The following is a 21181-nucleotide window of genomic DNA, read 5'->3' on the forward strand; positions in this document are numbered from 1 at the left end:
TCGCTGAATTATTGAGGCTGACAGGATGATTGGTCTACTAAAACGTATTATTGCTCATATTGCAAAAACAACGGGGCATGGGACCTCGCTCTATAAAAAATTCTGTAAACCGGACGGGTATGAATGGGCTAAACATATGGTTCGGTGGGGGGGGCTGCACTCCATCGGTAAAGGCGTATGGATCAATCCTGCTGCCAATATAACTGACCCTTCGCTAGTACGACTCGGAAATAATGTAGGTTTATCTTGTTGCACGCTATTCGGTCACGATGGAATAGTCGGCTTGCTCGAGGTGCGCTATGGTAAAAAACTTGACTCTGTCGGCGCTATCGATATACGTGATAATTGTTTTATCGGCTATGGTTCTATCATCATGCCGCGTGTGACTATTGGTCCTGATTCGATTGTTGCAGCCGGTGCTGTAGTCGTAAAAGATGTTCCGCCTGGAGTAGTGGTTGCGGGTAATCCAGCCAAGGTTATTTGTACAATGGAAGAGGTGTTGGCGAAAGTCGAAGAGCGTAGCGCCACTTATCCGTGGATTGACCTTATCAGGCAGCGCAGTGGTGTATACGACCCGGCACTTGAACCGAAGCTTATAGCAATGAGAGCGCAACATTTTTTTGGCGAGCAACCCAATGGTTAGTGCTCCCCTTGACGTGTTGGTAGTTAATTACAATACAGCGGAGCTGTTGCAACCGATGTTTAATGCGTTACGCCAGTCCAATAGTGTGGATCGCACGCGCTATTTAGTGGTGGATAATGCCTCTGCCGATAATTCGCTGGAGTGTATGGCAACTATTTGTCCAGAGGCATTGCAACTGGCCAATGAAAACAATGTTGGCTTTGGGCGTGCCAATAATCAATTGGTTGAACACCTGCAGGGCAAGTATGCGTTGCTTCTCAATACCGACGCCTTTGTTGCTGCGGATACCCTGAGCAAGACCCTCGAGTACATGGAGACTCATCCTGATTGCGGTGTCCTCGGCGTTCGGTTGGTTGGACGAGAGGGCGATTTACAGCCCTCCTGTCGCTATTTTCCAACGCCGTTGAATGTCTTCCTCTCGCGTACAGGGCTTGAACGCTTTTTCCCTGTGGTTAAGAGAGTCGACGACATGGCCTGGGATCATGCTTCGGTGCGTGAGTGCGACTGGGTGCCCGGGTGCTATTACCTGATCCGCCGTGAAGTCATCGACCAGGTTGGCTTGTTCGACCCGCGCTACTTCCTTTACTTCGAGGAGATAGATCACTGCAAACGCGTTAAACAGGCGGGCTGGAAGGTGGTTTATTACCCGCATACCACGGTGGTGCATATCGGTGGTGAAAGTGCCAAGTCTGTTGACAAACTCAATGCGGTTAGTCGCCAGTTACCCACGTTACAAATCGAAAGTGAGCTTTTGTACTTCCGCAAGCACCACGGTCTGCCTGGTTTGGCCTCACATATGCTGCTGGTGAGTCTGGGTGATCTGATTTTGGCGCTCAAGGCGATATTGAAAGGCCGCGGCCGGGCCGCTTTAGGGGCGTGTTGGCAGCATACTCGTGTGACCTGGGCGTTGCTGCGTGATACCAAATTCGCTAGCCAACCAACACGGTAGAGCCAGTTATGTTCGAAAACATACGTGCGGACTTGCGTGCATACGCCGGAGATTGGGGGGCTCAGGGGTTTTGGGTGATGGTGGTTTATCGCTTTGGGCGCTGGCGTTACGGTGTGCGACCGGCACTGTTACGTAAGTTGTTCTCCTTTATATACAAAGTCCTCTTCAAACTGGTGCAGATCGTCACGGGTATCGAGCTGCCGTGTGAGGTTGTGGTCGGGCGCAACTTCGTCATCGATCATTTCGGCGGAATCGTGATCAGTGGCTTTGCGCAGTTCGGCGATGATTGCCGTATTCGCAATGGCGTCGTCGTGGGCCTCAAGAATGTGAGTGAGCCGATTGCTCCGGTGATGGGTAACAATGTTGATATCGGTGCAGGGGCCAAGGTGCTGGGCAATATCCGCATTGGTAACAATGTCGTGATTGGTGCCAATGCTGTGGTGCTGACCGATGTACCGGACGACTCGGTGGCAGTGGGCGTGCCTGCGACTATCAAGAAAAGGAAGTACGCAGAATCGAGGGAATTCTCATGAACCACCCGATGGATTACTTCAATTGCGTCGCTGAGTGAACGCCATGGCTATGGGGATGGGTGTCGTTGTTATCGGTCGCAACGAAGGCCTACGGCTTGAGCGTTGTCTGACTTCCCTCGTCGGTTCGGCGCAGAAGGTTGTTTATGTCGACTCTGGATCAACAGACGGTTCAGTGCAGATGGCACTCAGGCTTGGGGTCGAGGTGGTCGAGTTGGACATGACGATTCCCTTTACGGCTGCGCGTGCGCGCAATGAAGGATTTGCCTGCATACAATGCTTAATGCCGGTGATGCGTTATGTGCAGTTCGTCGACGGTGACTGTGAGGTTGTCGGGGGTTGGCTGCCCCGGGCGCAGGCCTTTCTTGATACACATCCTGACGTCGCGGTGGTCTGCGGACGGCGCCGTGAACGTTTTCCGCAGCACTCGGTTTACAACTTACTGTGTGATTTCGAATGGGATACGCCGGTAGGTGAGGCCAAGGCATGTGGTGGCGATGCGCTAATGCGGGCTGACGCCTTCGCCGAAGCGTCCGGGTTTCGACCGGGCCTTATTGCCGGGGAAGAGCCTGAATTGTGCGTGCGTCTGCGTGGGAATGGTTGGAAGATCTGGCGTCTGGGCGAGGAAATGACCTTGCACGATGCAACCATGACCCGGTTCGGCCAATGGTGGCAGCGTACCCTGCGCGGTGGTTATGCCTTTGCCGAGGGCGCATTTTTACATGGGGCCGCACCGGAGCAACATTGGTTGCGTGAGTCGCGCCGTGTCTGGTTCTGGGGATTGGGTGTCCCGCTGGCGACTGTTATCGCGAGTTTGGTGTTGGGATGGTTTGGGCTGCTTGTGCTGCTGGTCTATCCATTGCAGGTCGTGCGCCTCGCCCGTGGGGGCGATAGGTCCACGCGCGAAAACTGGCTGCGGGCTTTCTTTCTAGTGCTGGGGAAATTTCCCGAGATGCTCGGGCAAGTCAAGTTTCTACTGAACAGATTCGGCGCCGGCAAGACGGCGTTGATCGAATACAAGTGAGACTTATATGAATAATTGGGTGATATTAAAGAGCGTGTTTTTTTTACACGCGGGGTATTCTTTAAGGGCATTGAATAATAAGTTTAAAATGCTGGTTTTAGTTGCAAAAAACTGGTCCGAGCTAAAGTTGTTTTGCGGGCGTATGTCGAGCGCTCTGGGTGAGTCCGGTGTTGAGAAGTTAGGCGGGGATTGTGTGGGCGTTGTTCATTGGCCATACATCAGTAGAAGCTGGAACCCCAAGAATAAACTTAGCGTATTGGCCTCGCATTACGAAGTGGTTACCAAAAGCTGTCCGCAGCTATTGCTGTTGGGGCGAAGTGACAGTTTGCTGCTGAGTGATTTGTCGGAGTTTGCGGCTGGCTGTTCCCTGGTGCTGGATCGTCCGATATGGTTTATGCGTGAAGGGGAGCTGGTGCTGAACTTGTTCCAGGGTGATCTGCGGATTGCATCAATAGCCTTCACCTTGTGTCGCACGGACACTGAGTTATGTATTTTTATCGGCGCCGTTCAAGGGATACATAAAGGCGTCGAGAGTGAACTGTCATTGAGTATCTACAGGGACCTGACAAAAGACTTTGAAGGCCTTCGGCCAAGAAGCTTTCTGATCGAAGTTATTAAATACATTGCCATCAATATCGGCGTTGAAAAAATTTATGCGGTAGGGGATGGGTATCGCCACCATCGTCATCCGTATTTTGGAGCTCACAAAGCTCTAGAACTGGCGGCAAATTATGATGTGATCTGGTTAGAGCATGGAGCGACTCCATCAGAGCGCGAAGATTTTTTTGAGATTCCCATGATTCTGTCCAGGAAGCCGCTCGACAGTATTGCTTCAAAAAAACGTGCCATGTACCGCAGGCGCTATGAACTGCTGGATGACACCTTTAAAAAGATAGATGGCGTGTTGATAGGCAGTTATAGCAGCAGCCGTGTGGCTAGTTGACGTTCCTGATACCTGTACTACTGTGGGATTACTTGCAGTAATAATCCACCGCAACGACAACTAAGTCTGGTTCCTATGCGCATCGCTTATTTCATCAATCAATACCCCAAAGTCAGCCATAGCTTCATTCGTCGCGAGATTTTGGCGTTGGAACGTCAGGGGTTTGTGGTGCAGCGCATTGCTCTGCGTGGCTGGGATGCCGAATTGGTGGATGCCGAGGACGTGTCCGAACGCGATAAAACCCAGTATGTGCTGCAGGGCGGAGTCAAAGAGCTGTTAGTGCCTGTGCTGCAGGTGCTGCGCGCCCAGCCGCGACGCTTTTTTTCGGCGCTGTGGCTGGCGCTACGCATGGGCAGGCGTGCCGATCGCCCCTGGCCCTATCATTTGGTTTATTTGTCCGAGGCGTGTCGCGTACTGATGTGGTTGCAGGCGTTCGGTGCCGAGCATGTGCATGCGCATTTTGGCACCAACTCAACCGAGGTGGTGATGCTGGCCAATGTACTCGGTGGGCCGGCGTACAGTTTTACCGTGCACGGACCGGAAGAGTTCGACAAACCGCAGTTTATTCATTTGGGCGAGAAAGTTCGGCGCGCGGCCTTTGTCGCTGCTATCAGTTCTTATGGGCGCAGCCAGCTGTTTCGCTGGGTGGCTCATGCACACTGGGCAAGGGTAAAGGTGGTGCATTGTGGCCTGGAGCGGGCGTTTCACGACGTACCGGCCGTTGCCGTGCCATCCACGCCGCGGTTGGTTTGTGTAGGTCGTTTGTGTGAGCAGAAGGGTCAGCTTTTGCTGCTTGAGGCCGCCCGCATTCTGGCAGCACAAGACGTGGAGTTCGAGATAGTACTGGCCGGCGATGGAGAACTGCGCGCGGAAATCGAAGCCCTTATTGCACTGCATGGCTTGCAGGCGCGGGTGCGAATTACCGGCTGGATCAGCAGCGAACAGGTGCGGGCGGAAATTCTGGCGGCGCGGGCCATGGTGTTGCCGAGCTTCGCCGAGGGATTGCCGGTGGTCATCATGGAAGCCATGGCGTTGCGCCGACCCGTACTGACGAGCTATGTGGCGGGCATTCCCGAGTTAGTGCAACAGGGTGTGAACGGTTGGTTGTTTCCCGCTGGTGCTGTGGATGAGTTGGCGGCGGCGCTGGCGGACTGTCTCGCGCAACCTGTCGAGGTGTTGCAGCGGATGGGCGAGGCGGCTTATCAGAGAGTGCTGGAGCGACACGACATCGATATCGAAGCGGCCAAGTTGGCTAATTTGTTTAGGGCGCAAGCATGATCACATTACTTAGTTGGCTGTTCAGCTTACTGCTGATACTCATCCTCCTGCCGGTGTTAGTGCTGTTTGTGCAGGTGTTGATGGCCTGCCTACCTGCACGGTCGCGCTCGTCGGCGCAAGGATCGCGACCGCGGGTGGCTGTGTTGATACCGGCACACAATGAATCCTCGATCATCGTCGCGACGTTAAATAGCATTCGGCCGCAGTTGCTTTTGGGTGATCGCCTATTGGTGGTGGCGGATAACTGTTCTGACGACACGGCCGCGCTGGCCCGCACGGCGGGCGCCGAGGTGGTGGAGCGCAGCAATGTTCAGCAGCGTGGCAAGGGTTATGCGCTGGACTGCGGGGTGCGTCATTTGGCGAGTGATGCGCCGGACGTCATGATTGTTATCGATGCGGATTGCCAGGTGGCCGAGGGTTCTATTGAGCGTTTGGCAATCTGTTGCATCGACTCAGGGCGGCCAGCGCAAGCACTTAATTTAATGCTTGCTCCAGCAGGTTCCGGGCTAAAAGTGCGGCTTGCCGAGTTTGCCTGGTGTGTGAAGAATCGGGTACGGCCGCAGGGTTGGACCCGGCTCGGTTTGCCCTGTCAGCTAATGGGCACGGGAATGGCTTTCGTCTGGCGGGATCTGATGTTGATCGATTTAGCCAGTGGCCACATCGTTGAAGATTTGAAGATGGGCCTGGATTTATGCCGAAGCGGCAAGTCGCCTTTGTTCTGCCCCGATGCTCTGGTGACCAGTTACTTTCCGCGCAGCGATGAAGGCTTAACTACCCAGCGTACGCGCTGGGAACATGGTCATCTAGGGGTAATCCTTGGGGATACGCCAAAGTTACTGGTGGAGTCGATTGGCCAGCGTAACTGGAGTCTGCTGGCTATGACGCTGGATTTGCTGGTCCCTCCGTTGGCCTTATTGACGTTGGCCTTGGGGGCGGTATTTGGTGTGGCATGGTTGGTATTTATGCTGTCCGGAGCTTTGGCGCCAGCCTTGATAGCTTCTTCCGGGGTGGCAATATTGGGTGTGACTATCTTGCTGGCATGGAGCCAATTTGGTCGCGGGATTATTTCTTTTTCAGCCTTGTTGTATGCGCCGTTCTACGCGGTGAAGAAAATCCCACTGTATCTCGGATTTTTGCTTAAGCGCCAGGTTGAATGGGTGCGTTCGAAGCGAGATGACAACTAATGCGTGCTTTATCCTGGCAGCACAGCTGGCAAACGATTACCCAGAAACTCAGGGTGATCAGCGATGTTGATGACGAGCAAGCATTGATTGATGCGTTATCCAGACCTGACGTGACGACAGTGCTCGGGTTCGCGAATGCCCATGCCATGAATCTGGTGGCGTCCAATACCGACTACTTTAACGCGCTGCTGGCTGCGGACGTGTTATTGAGGGATGGCTCCGGCATGGCCATCCTGTTTCGTCGACTCGGCTTAGCGCCGGGGTTGAATATGAATGGCACCGATTTCATTCCCAAGTTGCTGGCCGCGTTCAAGGGCCGGCGTGTGGCTTTCTGGGGTACTGAAGAGCCCTTTCTAGCCAATGCAGTACAGCGTAGCGAAGCGCTATTTGGGGTCAATGTAGTCTCTGCTCACCATGGTTTCGCGCCGGTGGATGCTTACATAAACCTTGCCCGGCAGTTTCAGCCGGAACTGGTTGTGTTGGGTATGGGCATGCCCAAGCAAGAAGCCGTTGCTGCCAGGTTAGCCGACAGTGGCGTGCCCTGTCTGGTCGTGTGCGGAGGGGCGATTCTGGATTTTCTCGGCGGCAAGGTGACTCGTGCTCCGCAATGGGTGCGTCGTCTCGGTTGTGAGTGGCTGTTCAGGCTAATAGGTGAGCCAAAGCGATTATTCAGTCGCTATGTGGTGGGTAATCCGATGTTCTTGTTACGCGCGTTGATCTACAGGGATTCCTGACATTACAAGAATTTGACGCCTGGCCGGCGCCATAAAAAACACGGCTGAAATATCTTGCAAAACCCCGACATAGCACCTTTACTCAGGTTGGAATTATCGACTTGACGGGTATGTTCGGGGTCGTTTTCATCATTAAGATTGGCGTCAACAAAATGTTGTCAGACGCCGCATATTTTGAAAAAAGTGCTCGGCTGTCGAGCGCTCATTTCGAGTAGTTAGGTTATTGATTTGTAAACTCAAATGGCCATTCCTTGAAGTGTGCTAATAACCAAATGAAAAAATACATAGCCGAATTAATACGTAAGTTGATCTCTCCTTCAAGGCGATTTGAGCTAAGGAAAGCGCTCGCCTGGCTGCAAGATATAGGGGGGAGGGCATGTTTTTGGCGCTGGGAAATTGCCAGATTCAAACTGCGCGAAGACAGCACCTATGACATTCTCTATGTGGGCAGGAAAACACAGCGGGAATTTGTAAAGGTTCTACTGGGCGCTGAATCTCAAGCGGTTAATAGCCAATTGAAGTTGGATAATTCAGAGCGGACAGTGTGGGTCAGTGAAATGCCGACCTTGGGTGCATTATATGTGCCTCAATATTTAAGTGCTGTCGTTCCGCTGAGCCGGTCAATTGAAGATATTACGGCAAGGTACAATACCGAGTTGCGTCGAAATCTGCGCAAGAACCGGTTGCGCTATCGTATGAAACAGGCCTTGAACGATGACGAAATTGAAATCGCAGATCGGGAAATGCTGAAGCCCTATGCCAGCGCAAGGCATGGAGCAGCGGCCTCTCAAATTGAATCCCGTGAAGTTCAACGGGTGGCAAAAAGCGCCGGGCGGCTCGATCTAGTACTGCTGGAGGATGAAATAGTTGCATGCCATCTTGGGTGCGTGATTACCCGGGCAGGAAAACGCTACTGGAGCACCGTCCGTTTCGGCTACCCCGATGTTGTATTTTCAGATGCTAAGAAATTACGTGAAATTAACTCGATTACCACGTTCATGGCGCTTGAATGGGCGATAGAAAATGGTTTTGACTATTATGATATCGGAACTTGCCTGGCACGCCCGGACGATGGACTTCTCGAATGGAAAAGACGGCGTGGTGGTGATGTCGATACGCTGGGTAACTACGGCTATTTATTTGTTCGACTGCCTAAGGTGGGCGCGGCGCAATTTCTTTGGGAGACGCCTCTATTTGCTGTCGAAGGCAAAAAGCTGACACTTCATCTTGGTTTGCCGGACGGACCAAGTGATGAGGAGGTCGCGGGTCGATATCGTGAAATGGGTTTTGGTGGACTGTTCAAAATATATCTTCATTGTTCTAGAAAACCGCAAGAGGCGCTTCTCGACACCTTGCGCGGCCGCTACGCTCATCTGGCATTACCCCCTATTCTGGAAACTATTGTATCCGCCTGAATAGGTTGCTTTAAAGAAGTACGGTTTGCGTGTTTGGCCATAAACGCTGTTTCGGTATAACCACACTACGATGGGGGGCATATGTCGAAATTTAACGCATTGACGAGTGGCGGCCAATCAAGGTGGAGCCTTGCTGCGTATAAACACATTCTTAAAACGCGACTTATACGGAAGCCGTCGTTAACGCTGCAAAGCCTAGCCGTGAAAACGTGGGAAATTGCTCCAGGCGAAATCTCAATTGCTCCGCCCGCTTTTTTCCTTCCCAATCAACTCGAACGTGTGACGGGATGGGCAGGGGAGCTTTTTTATCCTTACGAGCATCCCCGTCGCACAATGGAAGGAGTGGGCAGTGTTGAACATGGGTCAACACGAGGCTACCTGCTTAAAGATGTCTGGTTAATTGATGGCACTCTTTACAAAGGTAATGCCAAGTCTTCGTTGTCGCCTAGATCTGGATGGTTACCAAAGATTCGCGTAGAAAACGAAATTGATCGCGGTGCGATGTTTTGTACGGCGGGAGGGAATAAATGGTTTGGCTCGTGGTTAATGGATGATTGTATAACCTATCCAATAGCCTGCGAGGAAGGCGTTCCGGTGACCACGGCAGTGTCTGCCAACCTTGTGTCCACCGTTACGACCTGCATACTTCACGCCCCCGGCTATGAGGACTGGCTTGGTATGACGCCGGTTCGTTTACGCGATGCATTTTTTCGTGAGCTCGTTATCTTTGACGACCTAAGTCAAAATCGACATAAGCACCTGCGTTTTCGGGCGATGGGTGAAAAGTTACTCTCGCACGTAAAAGTTTGCGATCACCCAGGCGTGTTCGTTCTGCGAGGTGGCACGGGAGAATTGCGATTGTTACGCAATGAATTGGAACTTGCCGAGCGTCTGCGTGACCGCAGGGGGTTTCGGATTATCGATCCTGCAAAATCCGACGTTCCGACTATCGTGGCGGCCTGTGCCGGTGCAAGAACAGTGGTAGGGATTGAAGGGAGTCATCTAATACACGGCGTTAATGTACTCCAGCCGGGTGGTTCGCTGCTGGTTTTGCAGCCCCCTAATCGCTTCCTCTGTTTTTTCAAATATCTAACGGATCGTGATCACCAAAACTTTGGCTTTGTGGTCGGTACGCAAGAGGGCAATGGCTTTAGGATCGATCCCGATGAGGTTGAGCGTACGCTGGATCTATTTCCGGCATAACAGCTTCTTCAGGTTTCTGGATATCTGAATTCATGCCGGGGCAGGAAGCCACCCCGGTATTCCGGGTAATGTCAGCTTAGTAGGCATGCTTGCCGGAGAAGGCAAACACAGTTCGTACAAGGATGACGAAATCGAGCCAAAGCGACCAGTTGTTGATGTACTCGATGTCCGAGTCAACGCGTCGGATCATCTGCTCTATATCCCTCGTTTCACCACGATAGCCACGTACCTGAGCCAGGCCTGTGATGCCCGGCTTAATGTTGTGACGCGCAAAGTAGCCAGAGACATCGGGCGAGTACTGTACATCGTGTTGAATAGCGTGCGGGCGAGGCCCCACCAGAGACATTTCCCCCATCAAAACGTTGAACAACTGCGGTAGTTCATCGAGGCTGGTCCGCCGAATAAAGGCGCCAACCCTGGTCATGCGCGGGTCATTCTTTTGCGCTTGCTTGACGACGCCGTCTTCCGGCTGGTGGACGACCATGCTTCTGAACTTCCAGATCCGGAAAGCTTCTCCACTCCATCCCATGCGCTGCTGACGAAAGAATATGGGGCCAGGGCTATCGAGCTTGATGGCAATGGCGACGGCTACCAGGACTGGTGCTGCAAGAACCAACATGAGAAAGGCCAGGACTTTGTCCTCAAGGTTCTTCAGAAACAGACGCATCCCCATCAGTGGAGTTTCAGACAAGGTCAGCACGGGAATGCCGGCAATTTCGCGAACACTGTGGTTGATCAGGCGCAGCGAGAAAATGTCAGGCACCCAGTTAACAGAGATGTGTTTATCGAACAGCCTTAAATAAACATCCTGGATGACCTCTGAGCCACCCAGAGGGGTCACGAAATAGACGGTACGAATGGCATGTTTAACAACTAACTCATCAAGGTCGGATATATCGCCCAGTATCGACAGACGTTGCGCGCCTTCCAGACTTTCCTTTCCCTGATCATCGTCCGCGCCAATCAACACACAGCCGACTATGCGCTCACCGAGCCAGGGATTATTGCTGATTTTCTTGTGAAGATAGCTGGCCAGTTCGCCCGAGCCAATGATGAGCGAGTTTTCCAATTGAGTCGGGTGGGTCAAAAACTTCTTTTGCATCTCGCGTGTCGCGAGGTGCAAAAGCAACTGGGCAAAATATCCAACAACAAATAACTGCCCGACCAATAAGCGCGAGTACTGTTCGCTTTGCTTGGTAAGAAAGGCCATGGCAACGAGAAAGCCAAACGTGGCAGTCCACGCTTTCAAAAGCTTGAAGGCTTTGACGGTAAAACCAACGTTGCTGCGGTAAATGGCATAGTGGTCGTATACGACGGCCAACGCCCCCAGCAGCAACAGGAGCAGGATGACATAGGACTGCGTTATGAAGCCGATATGATAATTGATCAAAAACCACGCAACACCGGTCACCGCAACACAATCGAGACCAGCCTGAATAACGATACTGGTACTGCTTCTTCGCTGGAGAACGGAACGGGTACTGTTGGGCTCAAATATCATATTTAGACCTCATGTCTGCTGCCCCTCGCGCTCGATGATGACGCGATTCAGTTCATGCTGCCCTCGCTTGAGAGCGTTGGCATCACCGTGATTAGCCACCCACCTTCGAAAATTACAGGCTTTGGGAGCATGTGGCGACGCGTGCTTTCACTTTAGCAGTACTGTGAAATCATTCACTGAATCTGCGTAGTTCTGAGTAGTTTAGTAGAACCTCCGGGCCTGAAAAAATGAAGCCCATCGAGATACCGACCGGCCTGCAGCGGGGCCGTCCGCGGTGTCTGCAGCAAGGTCGTGCCTGGTCAGTAATCGAGTATGGGGCGCGAGTGTGGTCGCGCAGTGATCGAGGCTTACACCGAGCTGAAATCTGTGTGCATTGCGCACTGATTCCATCGCGGTAAAACGAGACGGCGCCCACAATGGGCGCCGTCTTCGTTTGGGCTGATCAGACGCGTTCGAACAACACGGCGATGCCTTGGCCGCCGCCGATGCACATGGTTGCCAGGGCATAACGACCCTGAACACGGTGCAGTTCGTGAATCGCCTTGGTGGCGATAATCGCACCGGTCGCGCCCACCGGGTGGCCCAGAGAAATTCCCGAACCGTTCGGGTTGACCTTCTCCGGGTCGAAGCCCAGTTCCTGCGCCACGGCACACGCCTGGGCCGCGAATGCTTCGTTGGACTCGATGACATCCAGGTCGGCAACGGTCAGGCCGGCGCGTTTGAGGACCAGGCGGGTGGCGGGAATCGGTCCCAACCCCATCAGCTCTGGCTCCACACCGGCATGGGCATAACCGACCAGTCGGGCGATGGGCTTGAGGCCTTGGTCGAGAACCATCTGACCCGTGGCCATGATCAGTGCTCCGGCACCGTCATTGAGACCGGACGCGTTGCCGGCGGTGACGCTGCCGTCTTTTTTGAAGGCCGGTTTCATCTTGCCCAATTGCTCGGCATTGACCTCGGCGCGGACATGCTCGTCCGTCGCAAACGTCACGGTGCCTTTGCGGGACGCCACTTCGATCGGCACGATCTGGTCAGTGAATCGGCCTTCGGCAATCGCCCGGGCCGCCCGTTGCTGGCTGAGCAGCGCCAACTCATCCTGAGCCTGACGAGTGATGCCATAGCGCTCGGCGATGTTTTCCGCAGTAATGCCCATGTGGAAACCGCCAAACGGGTCTTGCAGAGCGCCGAGCACGTAGTCGATGGCTTGCATATCTCCCATGCGTGCGCCCCAGCGCGCCTGCGGCAACAGGTAGGCACCGCGGCTCATGGATTCGACGCCACCCGCCAGCGCAGCGCCTGCGTCTCCCAACATCAAACTTTGTGCTGCACTGACAATGGCCTGCAAACCAGAACCGCAGAGGCGGTTGACGTTGAAGGCGGGCGTCTCTTTCGGCAGGCCGGCATTCATCGCCACGGCACGAGAGATGTAGGCGTCACGTGCTTCCGTCGGGATCACATGCCCCATCACCACGTGACCGAAGTGTTCAGGTGCCAGCCCCGAACGTTCAATGGCGGCACGGCAAACGTCAGTGGCCAATTGAATGGGCGGCACATCTTTGAGCGAACCGCCAAAGCTGCCGATGGCCGAGCGGACGGCGCTGATAACAAAAATGTCGGATGGGTTCATGCGGGTTCCCCTGGAACAGTCCTGGACTCAAGTGTGCTTTCGCACTGTTATATGGGGATGAGTCTAGACACAGCGATGATTTTGGCCTATGCCAAAACTGCTCAAGGGGGGTGGCGTTTTTGGCCATTTCAGTTGAAGTCGCTTTTTGATCCGTCTGATCCGGTCAAAAGCGTAGAAAAGAAAATAAAAAAGCCCGGTACACGTCCGTAATGCTGTTCACTTAAGGTTGGGGTACATATCCGTTTCTGCGGTCACGGCGGCCTAGGGTTCCGCCCTTACGGCCAGCCCTTTCAAGGTCTTTGATAAAATCCTCAAAACTCCAGTCAGGACGGCGAGACGATGTGGGCAGAAGTTTTAGCGCGGTTCGAGAAAAAAGCACCGGCCAGTGTCATGGCCAAATTGGTTTTGGAGCAGGCCGTTGCGGCAGAGTGGGTTGATCAGGTGTTCGAAGAACATCGTCAGCGCCAGTACCCGCGCGAGCTTTTGTTTTCGACCATTATTGAGCTGATGTCCCTTGTTTCTCTGGGTTTGCGGCCCTCCCTACACGCCGCCGCGCGGCAGATGGAGGATCTTCCCGTCAGCCTGGCGGCGCTTTATGACAAGGTCAGCCGAACCGAACCTGCGCTGTTGCGCGCGTTGGTAACTGGTAGCGCGCAGCGCCTGGCTCCGACGATTCAAGAATTGGGTTGCTCGGCCATTTTGCCTGGCTGGCAATTACGCGTCGTCGACGGCAACCATCTGCCTTCCAGCGAAAAACGTCTGGGCGCTTTGCGCCGCGAACGAGGTGCCGCCCGCCCTGGTTTTTCGGTCGTGGTTTACGACCCTGATCTCGACCAAGTCGTCGACCTTCAGCCCTGTGAAGATGCCTATGCCAGCGAGCGCGTCAGCGTGCTGCCGTTGCTGGAAAAGGCCACGGCGGGCCAGCTATGGATGGCTGATCGGCTCTACTGCACGCTCCCGGTCATGGAGGCCTGCGAAGATGCCGGCGCTTCATTCATCATTCGCGAACAAAGCAAGCATCCACGCCTGCTTAAAGAAAGCGACTGGCAGGAGCCTGTCCCGGTCGCAACCGGCAGCGTGCGCGAGCAAACCATCGAAGTAAAAGGCGGACGCCAGTGGCGGCGTGTCGAACTGAACCTGCAAAACCCCACCGAATCCGGCGACACCACGCTGTCCTTCTGGAGCAACTTGCCCGACACCATCAGCGCAGAGCAGATCGCCGATTTGTACCGACGTCGCTGGAGTATTGAAGGGATGTTCCAGCGTCTGGAATCGGTGCTGGACAGTGAAATCGAAACCTTGGGCAACCCCAAAGCCGCCCTGCTGGGGTTCGCGTCCGCCGTGTTGGCTTACAACGTTTTGTCCGTGCTTAAACGCAGTGTCGAACAGGCTCATTGCCAGACCCAACCCGAGGGCTGGGAAGCGTCGATCTTTCACCTGACGGTACAGGTTCGCAGCGGTTATGAGGGTATGCAAATAGCCTTGCCGCCAGAGCACTTATCCCTCCCCATCCCCGCAGGAGGGCTGGCTCAGTACCTGCTGACGCTAGCCCGAAACGTCCAGCCCAAAGCGGTCGCCAAAAGCAAACGAGGTCCGAAGGTGCTCAAGTCCAAAGAGTGGCTGGAGGGTAAGGCAGTGAATGCCCACGTGTCGACGGATCGGGTGCTCAAAGCCGCGAAAGTCAAAAGACCTTGAAAGGGCTGGCCCTTACGGCCAGCCCTTTCAAGGTCTTTGATAAAATCCTCAAAACTCCAGTCAGGACGGCGAGACGATGTGGGCAGAAGTTTTAGCGCGGTTCGAGAAAAAAGCACCGGCCAGTGTCATGGCCAAATTGGTTTTGGAGCAGGCCGTTGCGGCAGAGTGGGTTGATCAGGTGTTCGAAGAACATCGTCAGCGCCAGTACCCGCGCGAGCTTTTGTTTTCGACCATTATTGAGCTGATGTCCCTTGTTTCTCTGGGTTTGCGGCCCTCCCTACACGCCGCCGCGCGGCAGATGGAGGATCTTCCCGTCAGCCTGGCGGCGCTTTATGACAAGGTCAGCCGAACCGAACCTGCGCTGTTGCGCGCGTTGGTAACTGGTAGCGCGCAGCGCCTGGCTCCGACGATTCAAGAATTGGGTTGCTCGGCCATTTTGCCTGGCTGGCAATTACGCGTCGTCGACGGCAACCATCTGCCTTCCAGCGAAAAACGTCTGGGCGCTTTGCGCCGCGAACGAGGTGCCGCCCGCCCTGGTTTTTCGGTCGTGGTTTACGACCCTGATCTCGACCAAGTCGTCGACCTTCAGCCCTGTGAAGATGCCTATGCCAGCGAGCGCGTCAGCGTGCTGCCGTTGCTGGAAAAGGCCACGGCGGGCCAGCTATGGATGGCTGATCGGCTCTACTGCACGCTCCCGGTCATGGAGGCCTGCGAAGATGCCGGCGCTTCATTCATCATTCGCGAACAAAGCAAGCATCCACGCCTGCTTAAAGAAAGCGACTGGCAGGAGCCTGTCCCGGTCGCAACCGGCAGCGTGCGCGAGCAAACCATCGAAGTAAAAGGCGGACGCCAGTGGCGGCGTGTCGAACTGAACCTGCAAAACCCCACCGAATCCGGCGACACCACGCTGTCCTTCTGGAGCAACTTGCCCGACACCATCAGCGCAGAGCAGATCGCCGATTTGTACCGACGTCGCTGGAGTATTGAAGGGATGTTCCAGCGTCTGGAATCGGTGCTGGACAGTGAAATCGAAACCTTGGGCAACCCCAAAGCCGCCCTGCTGGGGTTCGCGTCCGCCGTGTTGGCTTACAACGTTTTGTCCGTGCTTAAACGCAGTGTCGAACAGGCTCATTGCCAGACCCAACCCGAGGGCTGGGAAGCGTCGATCTTTCACCTGACGGTACAGGTTCGCAGCGGTTATGAGGGTATGCAAATAGCCTTGCCGCCAGAGCACTTATCCCTCCCCATCCCCGCAGGAGGGCTGGCTCAGTACCTGCTGACGCTAGCCCGAAACGTCCAGCCCAAAGCGGTCGCCAAAAGCAAACGAGGTCCGAAGGTGCTCAAGTCCAAAGAGTGGCTGGAGGGTAAGGCAGTGAATGCCCACGTGTCGACGGATCGGGTGCTCAAAGCCGCGAAAGTCAAAAGACCTTGAAAGGGCTGGCTGTAAAAGCGAAACCGCCAGCAGCCGCTACCGCAGAAATGGATATGTACCCCATCCCATCCCAAACTTTTCTTAAGTGAACAGCATTAGGTACACGTCCGGGCTTGATCGTTCCCACCCTGATTCGACCTTACTCATCCAATTGCCGCGCCGGAAAAAACAGCTCGAAGCAGGTGATGCCGTCAGCACTGCTAACGCTGTAAGCCCCATTGTGCAGCTGCATGATCGTCGCCACGATCGACAGGCCCAGGCCGTTGGAGTGCGCCGAGCTTTCGCGGGATTCGTCGACGCGGTAGAAGCGCTCGAACAGTCTGGGCAAGTGTTCGGCGGGGATGGTCGGGCCGTGGTTGCGCACTTGCAGGCGGATGCCGTCAGCGGCGGGTGTGGCGCGGATGAACAGCTCGGAGTCAGGCGCGCCGTATTTGATCGCGTTGGCACAGAGGTTGGCCAGGGCGCGACGCAGCAGCATCGGTTCAGCCCAGATTACTCCGCTGCCCTGGGCATCAATGCTGATCCCCACATCCGCCGCCAGCCCTTCGAAATAGTCGGCCATGCGTTCCATTTCTTCGGCCGCATCCAGTTCCTGCCGTTGGCGCAAAGCGCTGGCCGGGTCGGTACGGGCCAGAAACAGCATGTTGTCGAGCATTCGCGCGAGACGCTCCAGCTCTTCGACATTGGAGGCGAGCAGTTGCTGATAGGCCTCAATGCTGCGGTTTTGCTGCAGGGCAACCTGGGTTTCGCCGAGCAGGTTGTTGATCGGCGTGCGCAGTTCGTGGGCCATGTCGGTCGACACCTGACCCAGTTGCACGAAGCCCTTGCCTAGACGGTCGAGCATTGCGTTGAACGCCTCGATCATCGGCAGCAGTTCCCGCGGTGCGCCCTGGCTGTCGAGGCGCTCGGTGAGGTTGCCGACGCCGATGCCTTGGGCATGTCGGGCCAGGCGTCGCACGGGCAAGAGCCCGCGATGCACCAGCAGATAGCCGGACAGGGCCAGTAGAATCGCCGCCACGCTGGCGAAGAGGTACACGTTGAGGCGGTAGCGGGCGAGCACGGCGGTGCGCTCGGTCATCAGGCGCCCGGTGACCACTTGCAGGCTGCCCAGGTCGCCGGAGTCGATGGTCGCCGCCAGCGCCGCGAAGGGCACGCCGCCCACACTCGGGTAATGCTGCACGTCGGCCAGCGCCAACGGATGGTCCATGGCCACCGGTGCCAGCGACGGCACGGCGAGGTTTCCGGGGTTGACCACCAGCAAGCGATTTTGTCCGGGGGCGCCGATGGTCAGCAGCGCCTCGCGGTTGCCGAGCATGTTCTGGAACAGCGCCGGTTTGGTCTTGATCAGGTCCAGCGTGTTGCTGTCGTTGAGGAAGGTGCGCTGTTGATCAATGCGATTCACCAGCGCGGCGTCGTCGCGACGGATCAGCTCGCGCTCCAGATCCCGGTACAACGCCACACCCAGCAGAGTCAGCGAGACAAAGGCGAGCAAGGCAAACACCAGTGCCAGGCGCAGCGTTAATGAGTGGCGAAGGCGGGAGGTCATGGTTGCGTATCGAAGCGATAGCCGATACCGCGCACGCTGTGAATCAATTTGAGTTGGAACGGGTCGTCGATTTTCAACCGCAGGCGCCGCACCGCGACATCCACGACGTTGGTGTCGCTGTCGAAATTCATGTCCCAGACTCGCGAAGCGATCATCGAGCGCGACAGAACCTGGCCCTGGTGCGTGGCGAACAGGTGCAGCAGGGCGAACTCCTTGTTGGTCAGTGTGATTCGCACGCCGGCACGGGTGATGCGGCGTTTGAGCACGTCGATTTGCAGGTCGGCGACTTGCACTGTTCTTCTTCCCGGGTGGGACCGCGCCGGGTCAGGGTGCGCAGGCGCGCCACCAGTTCGGCGAAGGAAAACGGTTTGATCAGGTAATCGTCGGCACCCAGTTCCAGGCCCTTGATGCGGTCGGCGATGTCATCGCGGGCCGTGAGAAACAGCACCGGGGTGTCGGTTTCCTTGCGCAAGCGGCGCAGGACTTCCCAGCCATCCATTTTCGGCATCATGACGTCCAGCACAATGACGTCGAAATCGTGCTCCAGGGCCAGGTGCAAGCCATCGACCCCATCGTGGGCCAGGCTGACGGAGTAGCCGAGTTCCTGCAGGCCGTTGAGCAGGTAATTGCCTGCTTTGGGTTAGTCTTCGACTACGAGGATGTTCATGGGATCTGCCTGGTTCGGTGTCGGCAACATACATGTCGCGGCGGCGGGCTACAGAGGTCAGCCAGTGGCGCCAGTGTAGCCCGATCCTCTGTGAGTACAGGCGTCTGATCAGTTATCACCAATGCAACCCATGCCCTGGATCTGGTAATCCAGCACGTGCTTGCGACCCTGATGGTCGAGGTAAATCAGCTGCGCGGGGACGATGCCGCATTCTTCCGAGATGATGTTGCTGGACAGGTCTTTGGCGATATCCAGGTTGACGAAGAAACCGGTCTTGTCGTGGACGACAGGTTCGGCGGTCTGGGTGTCGGCAAACGCCGAACCGGTGGCGAGGAGAGCAGCAAAACCGAGGATTAACATTTTCATGATGATTCCTTCTATTCAGAGGCGGATTGGCTACCGACGGGTTGCCTGGCAGTGGATTCAGGTTAACCAGGCGATCCGCACAGCCGACCCACAGTTGAATGACAATTTTGTAATGAAACGGCGCCGAAGTTACGGTTGGCGACCAGCGGCTTCGAGGATCGGGTCAGCGATTTCTTTGGAGTGGGAGACCAAAAACAGATGGCTCGACGGCAGCTCGATGGTGGTCGCGTTCATGCGCTTGGCAAGGAAGCGTTCCAGGTCCGCGTTGATGGTTTGATCGAGGCTGGAGACCGCGTACCAGGACGGTTTTGTGTGCCAGACGGCAGCGGTGGTGCGGTCGGTGAACAGGGTTTTGGCGATCGGTTGCTGGACGGCAAACAGTTCCATCGCCTTGTCGTGGGGCACGTCACTGGCGAAGTACTTGAGGAAGGCGTCTTGCTTCAAGCTGATGAAACCATCGTGTTCCTCGGTGCCGGCGCGCACGGGCATGGTCGGGTACTTGGCCGACAGCGCGACGAAGTCCTCGCCTGCGTCCGGTGCTCGGGCTGCAACGTAAACCAGCGAACTGACTTTCGGATTGACCCCGGCCTCACTGACCACGGTGCCGGCGTAGGAGTGGCCGACCAGCACGGTCGGACCGTCTTGCTGATCGAGCACGCGTTGCGTGGCGGCAACGTCGTCGGCGACCGAGGTCAACGGGTTTTGCACCGCAGTGACGTGCAAGCCGGCGGCCTGCAACCGGGTGATCACATCCGACCAGCTCGAACCATCGGTCCAGGAACCGTGGCCCAGCACGACGTTGTTGGCCTTGACCGGCGCGATGTTGCTGGCCATGGCGGAACCGGTGCCCAGCATCAACAGGCTGGCGGCGATCAGGCAGAGTTTGCTCATTGCTTTCATGGTGTCGACCCTTGTCATCAGTGTGAGGTGTGTCACCCGCGGTGGGTGACTGACGACGCCACTGTATGAAGCGAGGGTGCTGGCTACGCTGACAACTCAATGACAAGTTTGTAATGCACGGCGCGACTGGCTTTATGCCTGACTGCCGTATGTCGGGAGCGAGGAACGCCACCCATGAGAAAACTTCCAAATGAAGACTGTCTTTGGGAGTTTGAGCATGAGTGATGATCAAAAGAGCGATGCCCTGGCGGCCTGGTATCAGCTCCTGAAAGAGCCCCAGATCCGGATGGATTGTGAAGAACAGTACGACGAACTGCTCAAGGCTGCCGATGAGATGGAGCGCACCGGACTCATCAACAGCGTTGAATGGCGCAAGCTGGTTCAAGAGGCGAGCGCTGCTTTTGCCAATGCGACACAAGGGTTGGGGCGCGGAACATAGGCATCCAGTTTTGTTTTTGCGATTTTTGGTGTCTAAGCGGGCGCCATCGCGAGCAAGCTCGCTCCCACAGGGATCTTCGTTGTGGCTAGATCCAATGTGGGAGCGAGCTTGTCTCCGGGCGGCGATCCGACGATGGCTGTTCGGCCTGTTGGGCAAACCACTGCATGATCAGCGAGCAGGCTGGATGAGCGGCGGCGGAAGGTTGCAGGTTCAAGGCGTAAATGCCGCGGGTCTTCAAGGGGTGGCCGAACGGAACGACGAGCACGCCTCGATCGAGTGATTCGCCTGCCAGGGTCAGGTCAGTCATGGCGACCCCCAGCCCTCGCGCCGCCGCATCGAGCGCCAACTCGTCGAGGTTGAAGGGGATGTGGCGGTAGTCCTCGAGTGACTGACCGCCATTGGCTTGCAGCCACCGGAACCAGTCATGCTTGTCCGCCGAGCGATGCAACAGCGGGAAACGCACGAGATCGGCCACCGACTCCAACGGCTGGGTCGTGCTACCCAGGCCTGGGGCGCACACCGGTACCAGCGCCTCCTCGAACAAGGTCAGGCAGTCAGGATCGCGGGACGGCCCGGGCAGATAGAGGATGTAGGCGTCGCTGTCGATGGCCGGCTCTACCACTTCCGTGGCCACGGTTTCGATCGACAGCGAAACCTGCGGATGACTTCGATAGAACTCGCTCAACTTAGGCAGCAACCATCGAACCGCCAGCGACACATGCATGCGTATGCGGAAGGGTCGTTTTTGCGGTGTCAGCCGATCTTCAAGGGTTTTCAGTTGCGCCAGGATACTTCGGGCGGTCGCAAGCACCTGTTCGCCTTCCGGCGTCAGTCGAACACTGCGGCTATTCCGTACGAACATCGGCAAGTCGAAGTGGCTCTCCAACTGCTGGATTTTTCGGCTCACTGCGCTTTGGGTCAGGCACAGCTTTTGCGCCGCTTGCGTGAAGCTGCCCGAGCCTGCGACCTCGACCAGCGCCTGCAAGGCCTGGAGAGAAGGAACGTGGTGAATTTTATCCATGCGTTTTTTGAATGACTCGATGATTTTATAACGTTGGTTGTATCACTACAGGCCTTATAGATTCTAGCTCTAGCCAGCGCCCGC

The 21181-nt window shown here is 55.8% G+C and carries 19 protein-coding genes and 1 pseudogene; 13 read left to right on the plus strand and 7 right to left on the minus strand.

The window, feature by feature from the left end; genetic code table 11:
* Window positions 1–25 precede the first annotated feature (25 nt).
* The 10 genes from ACMXYH_RS12615 (at window position 26) to ACMXYH_RS12660 (ending at window position 9903) form a co-directional block, all read left to right on the plus strand.
* On the plus strand, window positions 26–643 hold the full coding sequence (locus tag ACMXYH_RS12615; protein ID WP_129436671.1) for an acyltransferase: 618 nt from the start codon (window positions 26–28) through the stop codon (window positions 641–643).
* Window positions 636–1592: a glycosyltransferase family 2 protein gene (locus ACMXYH_RS12620; RefSeq protein WP_129436670.1), complete on the plus strand. Its 957-nt coding sequence runs from the start codon at window positions 636–638 to the stop codon at window positions 1590–1592. The genes ACMXYH_RS12615 and ACMXYH_RS12620 overlap by 8 nt, the downstream gene beginning before the upstream one ends.
* A gap of 8 nt (window positions 1593–1600) precedes the next feature.
* Window positions 1601–2125, plus strand: a complete 525-nt coding sequence (locus ACMXYH_RS12625; RefSeq protein WP_129436669.1) for a serine O-acetyltransferase — start codon at window positions 1601–1603, stop codon at window positions 2123–2125.
* A 43-nt stretch (window positions 2126–2168) separates the two neighbouring features.
* Window positions 2169–3146 (plus strand): glycosyltransferase, encoded by a 978-nt coding sequence (locus ACMXYH_RS12630; protein WP_415767267.1) that lies wholly within the window; start codon window positions 2169–2171, stop codon window positions 3144–3146.
* A 7-nt stretch (window positions 3147–3153) separates the two neighbouring features.
* Window positions 3154–4089: a DUF535 family protein gene (locus ACMXYH_RS12635; protein WP_415767268.1), complete on the plus strand. Its 936-nt coding sequence runs from the start codon at window positions 3154–3156 to the stop codon at window positions 4087–4089.
* Between the two features lie 75 nt (window positions 4090–4164).
* A complete protein-coding gene (locus ACMXYH_RS12640) occupies window positions 4165–5367 on the plus strand; it encodes a glycosyltransferase (protein ID WP_415767269.1) in 1203 nt (400 codons plus the stop codon).
* Window positions 5364–6551 carry a glycosyltransferase family 2 protein gene (locus ACMXYH_RS12645; RefSeq protein WP_129436666.1) on the plus strand — a complete coding sequence of 396 codons (1188 nt, stop codon included), beginning with the start codon at window positions 5364–5366 and terminating at the stop codon, window positions 6549–6551. Before ACMXYH_RS12640 ends, ACMXYH_RS12645 begins: the two co-directional genes overlap by 4 nt.
* The gene (locus ACMXYH_RS12650; protein WP_415767270.1) at window positions 6551–7285 is read left to right on the plus strand and encodes a WecB/TagA/CpsF family glycosyltransferase; all 735 of its coding nucleotides are present in this window, start codon (window positions 6551–6553) and stop codon (window positions 7283–7285) included. Before ACMXYH_RS12645 ends, ACMXYH_RS12650 begins: the two co-directional genes overlap by 1 nt.
* Before the next feature lie 272 nt (window positions 7286–7557).
* The gene (locus ACMXYH_RS12655) at window positions 7558–8700 is read left to right on the plus strand and encodes a hypothetical protein (protein ID WP_129436664.1); all 1143 of its coding nucleotides are present in this window, start codon (window positions 7558–7560) and stop codon (window positions 8698–8700) included.
* 81 nt (window positions 8701–8781) lie between these two features.
* A complete protein-coding gene (locus tag ACMXYH_RS12660; protein ID WP_415767271.1) occupies window positions 8782–9903 on the plus strand; it encodes a glycosyltransferase 61 family protein in 1122 nt (373 codons plus the stop codon).
* Between the two features lie 76 nt (window positions 9904–9979).
* Here the strand turns inward: ACMXYH_RS12660 and ACMXYH_RS12665 are convergent, their stop codons facing one another.
* A complete protein-coding gene (locus ACMXYH_RS12665; RefSeq protein ID WP_415767272.1) occupies window positions 9980–11404 on the minus strand; it encodes an undecaprenyl-phosphate glucose phosphotransferase in 1425 nt (474 codons plus the stop codon).
* Between the two features lie 442 nt (window positions 11405–11846).
* Window positions 11847–13031 carry an acetyl-CoA C-acyltransferase family protein gene (locus tag ACMXYH_RS12670; RefSeq protein WP_129436661.1) on the minus strand — a complete coding sequence of 395 codons (1185 nt, stop codon included), beginning with the start codon at window positions 13029–13031 and terminating at the stop codon, window positions 11847–11849.
* Window positions 13032–13421: 390 nt separating this feature from the next.
* On the opposite strand from ACMXYH_RS12670, the gene ACMXYH_RS12675 reads away from it, so the two are divergent.
* Window positions 13422–14726 (plus strand): IS4 family transposase, encoded by a 1305-nt coding sequence (locus ACMXYH_RS12675; protein ID WP_415764263.1) that lies wholly within the window; start codon window positions 13422–13424, stop codon window positions 14724–14726.
* A 127-nt stretch (window positions 14727–14853) separates the two neighbouring features.
* Entirely contained in the window at window positions 14854–16158 is a 1305-nt protein-coding gene (locus tag ACMXYH_RS12680; RefSeq protein ID WP_415764263.1) for an IS4 family transposase, read from the plus strand.
* 139 nt (window positions 16159–16297) lie between these two features.
* On the opposite strand, the gene ACMXYH_RS12685 is transcribed toward ACMXYH_RS12680, so the two are convergent.
* From ACMXYH_RS12685 to ACMXYH_RS12700, 4 genes and pseudogenes are all read right to left on the minus strand, one after another.
* Complete coding sequence (locus ACMXYH_RS12685) at window positions 16298–17704, minus strand: heavy metal sensor histidine kinase (RefSeq protein WP_415767273.1); 1407 nt, start codon at window positions 17702–17704, stop codon at window positions 16298–16300.
* Window positions 17701–18326, minus strand: a pseudogene (locus tag ACMXYH_RS12690) (heavy metal response regulator transcription factor). Before ACMXYH_RS12690 ends, ACMXYH_RS12685 begins: the two are co-directional and overlap by 4 nt.
* Before the next feature lie 153 nt (window positions 18327–18479).
* Window positions 18480–18737: a DUF2790 domain-containing protein gene (locus ACMXYH_RS12695; RefSeq protein ID WP_415767274.1), complete on the minus strand. Its 258-nt coding sequence runs from the start codon at window positions 18735–18737 to the stop codon at window positions 18480–18482.
* A 129-nt stretch (window positions 18738–18866) separates the two neighbouring features.
* Window positions 18867–19637, minus strand: a complete 771-nt coding sequence (locus tag ACMXYH_RS12700) for an alpha/beta hydrolase (protein WP_415767275.1) — start codon at window positions 19635–19637, stop codon at window positions 18867–18869.
* Window positions 19638–19854: 217 nt separating this feature from the next.
* On the opposite strand from ACMXYH_RS12700, the gene ACMXYH_RS12705 reads away from it, so the two are divergent.
* Window positions 19855–20076 (plus strand): hypothetical protein, encoded by a 222-nt coding sequence (locus tag ACMXYH_RS12705; RefSeq protein WP_129436658.1) that lies wholly within the window; start codon window positions 19855–19857, stop codon window positions 20074–20076.
* An 85-nt stretch (window positions 20077–20161) separates the two neighbouring features.
* Here the strand turns inward: ACMXYH_RS12705 and ACMXYH_RS12710 are convergent, their stop codons facing one another.
* The gene (locus ACMXYH_RS12710) at window positions 20162–21097 is read right to left on the minus strand and encodes a LysR substrate-binding domain-containing protein (protein ID WP_415767276.1); all 936 of its coding nucleotides are present in this window, start codon (window positions 21095–21097) and stop codon (window positions 20162–20164) included.
* Window positions 21098–21181 lie beyond the last annotated feature (84 nt).

The sequence above is a fragment of the Pseudomonas frigoris genome (genome assembly GCF_047758635.1).
GTDB classification, from domain to species: domain Bacteria; phylum Pseudomonadota; class Gammaproteobacteria; order Pseudomonadales; family Pseudomonadaceae; genus Aquipseudomonas; species Aquipseudomonas frigoris.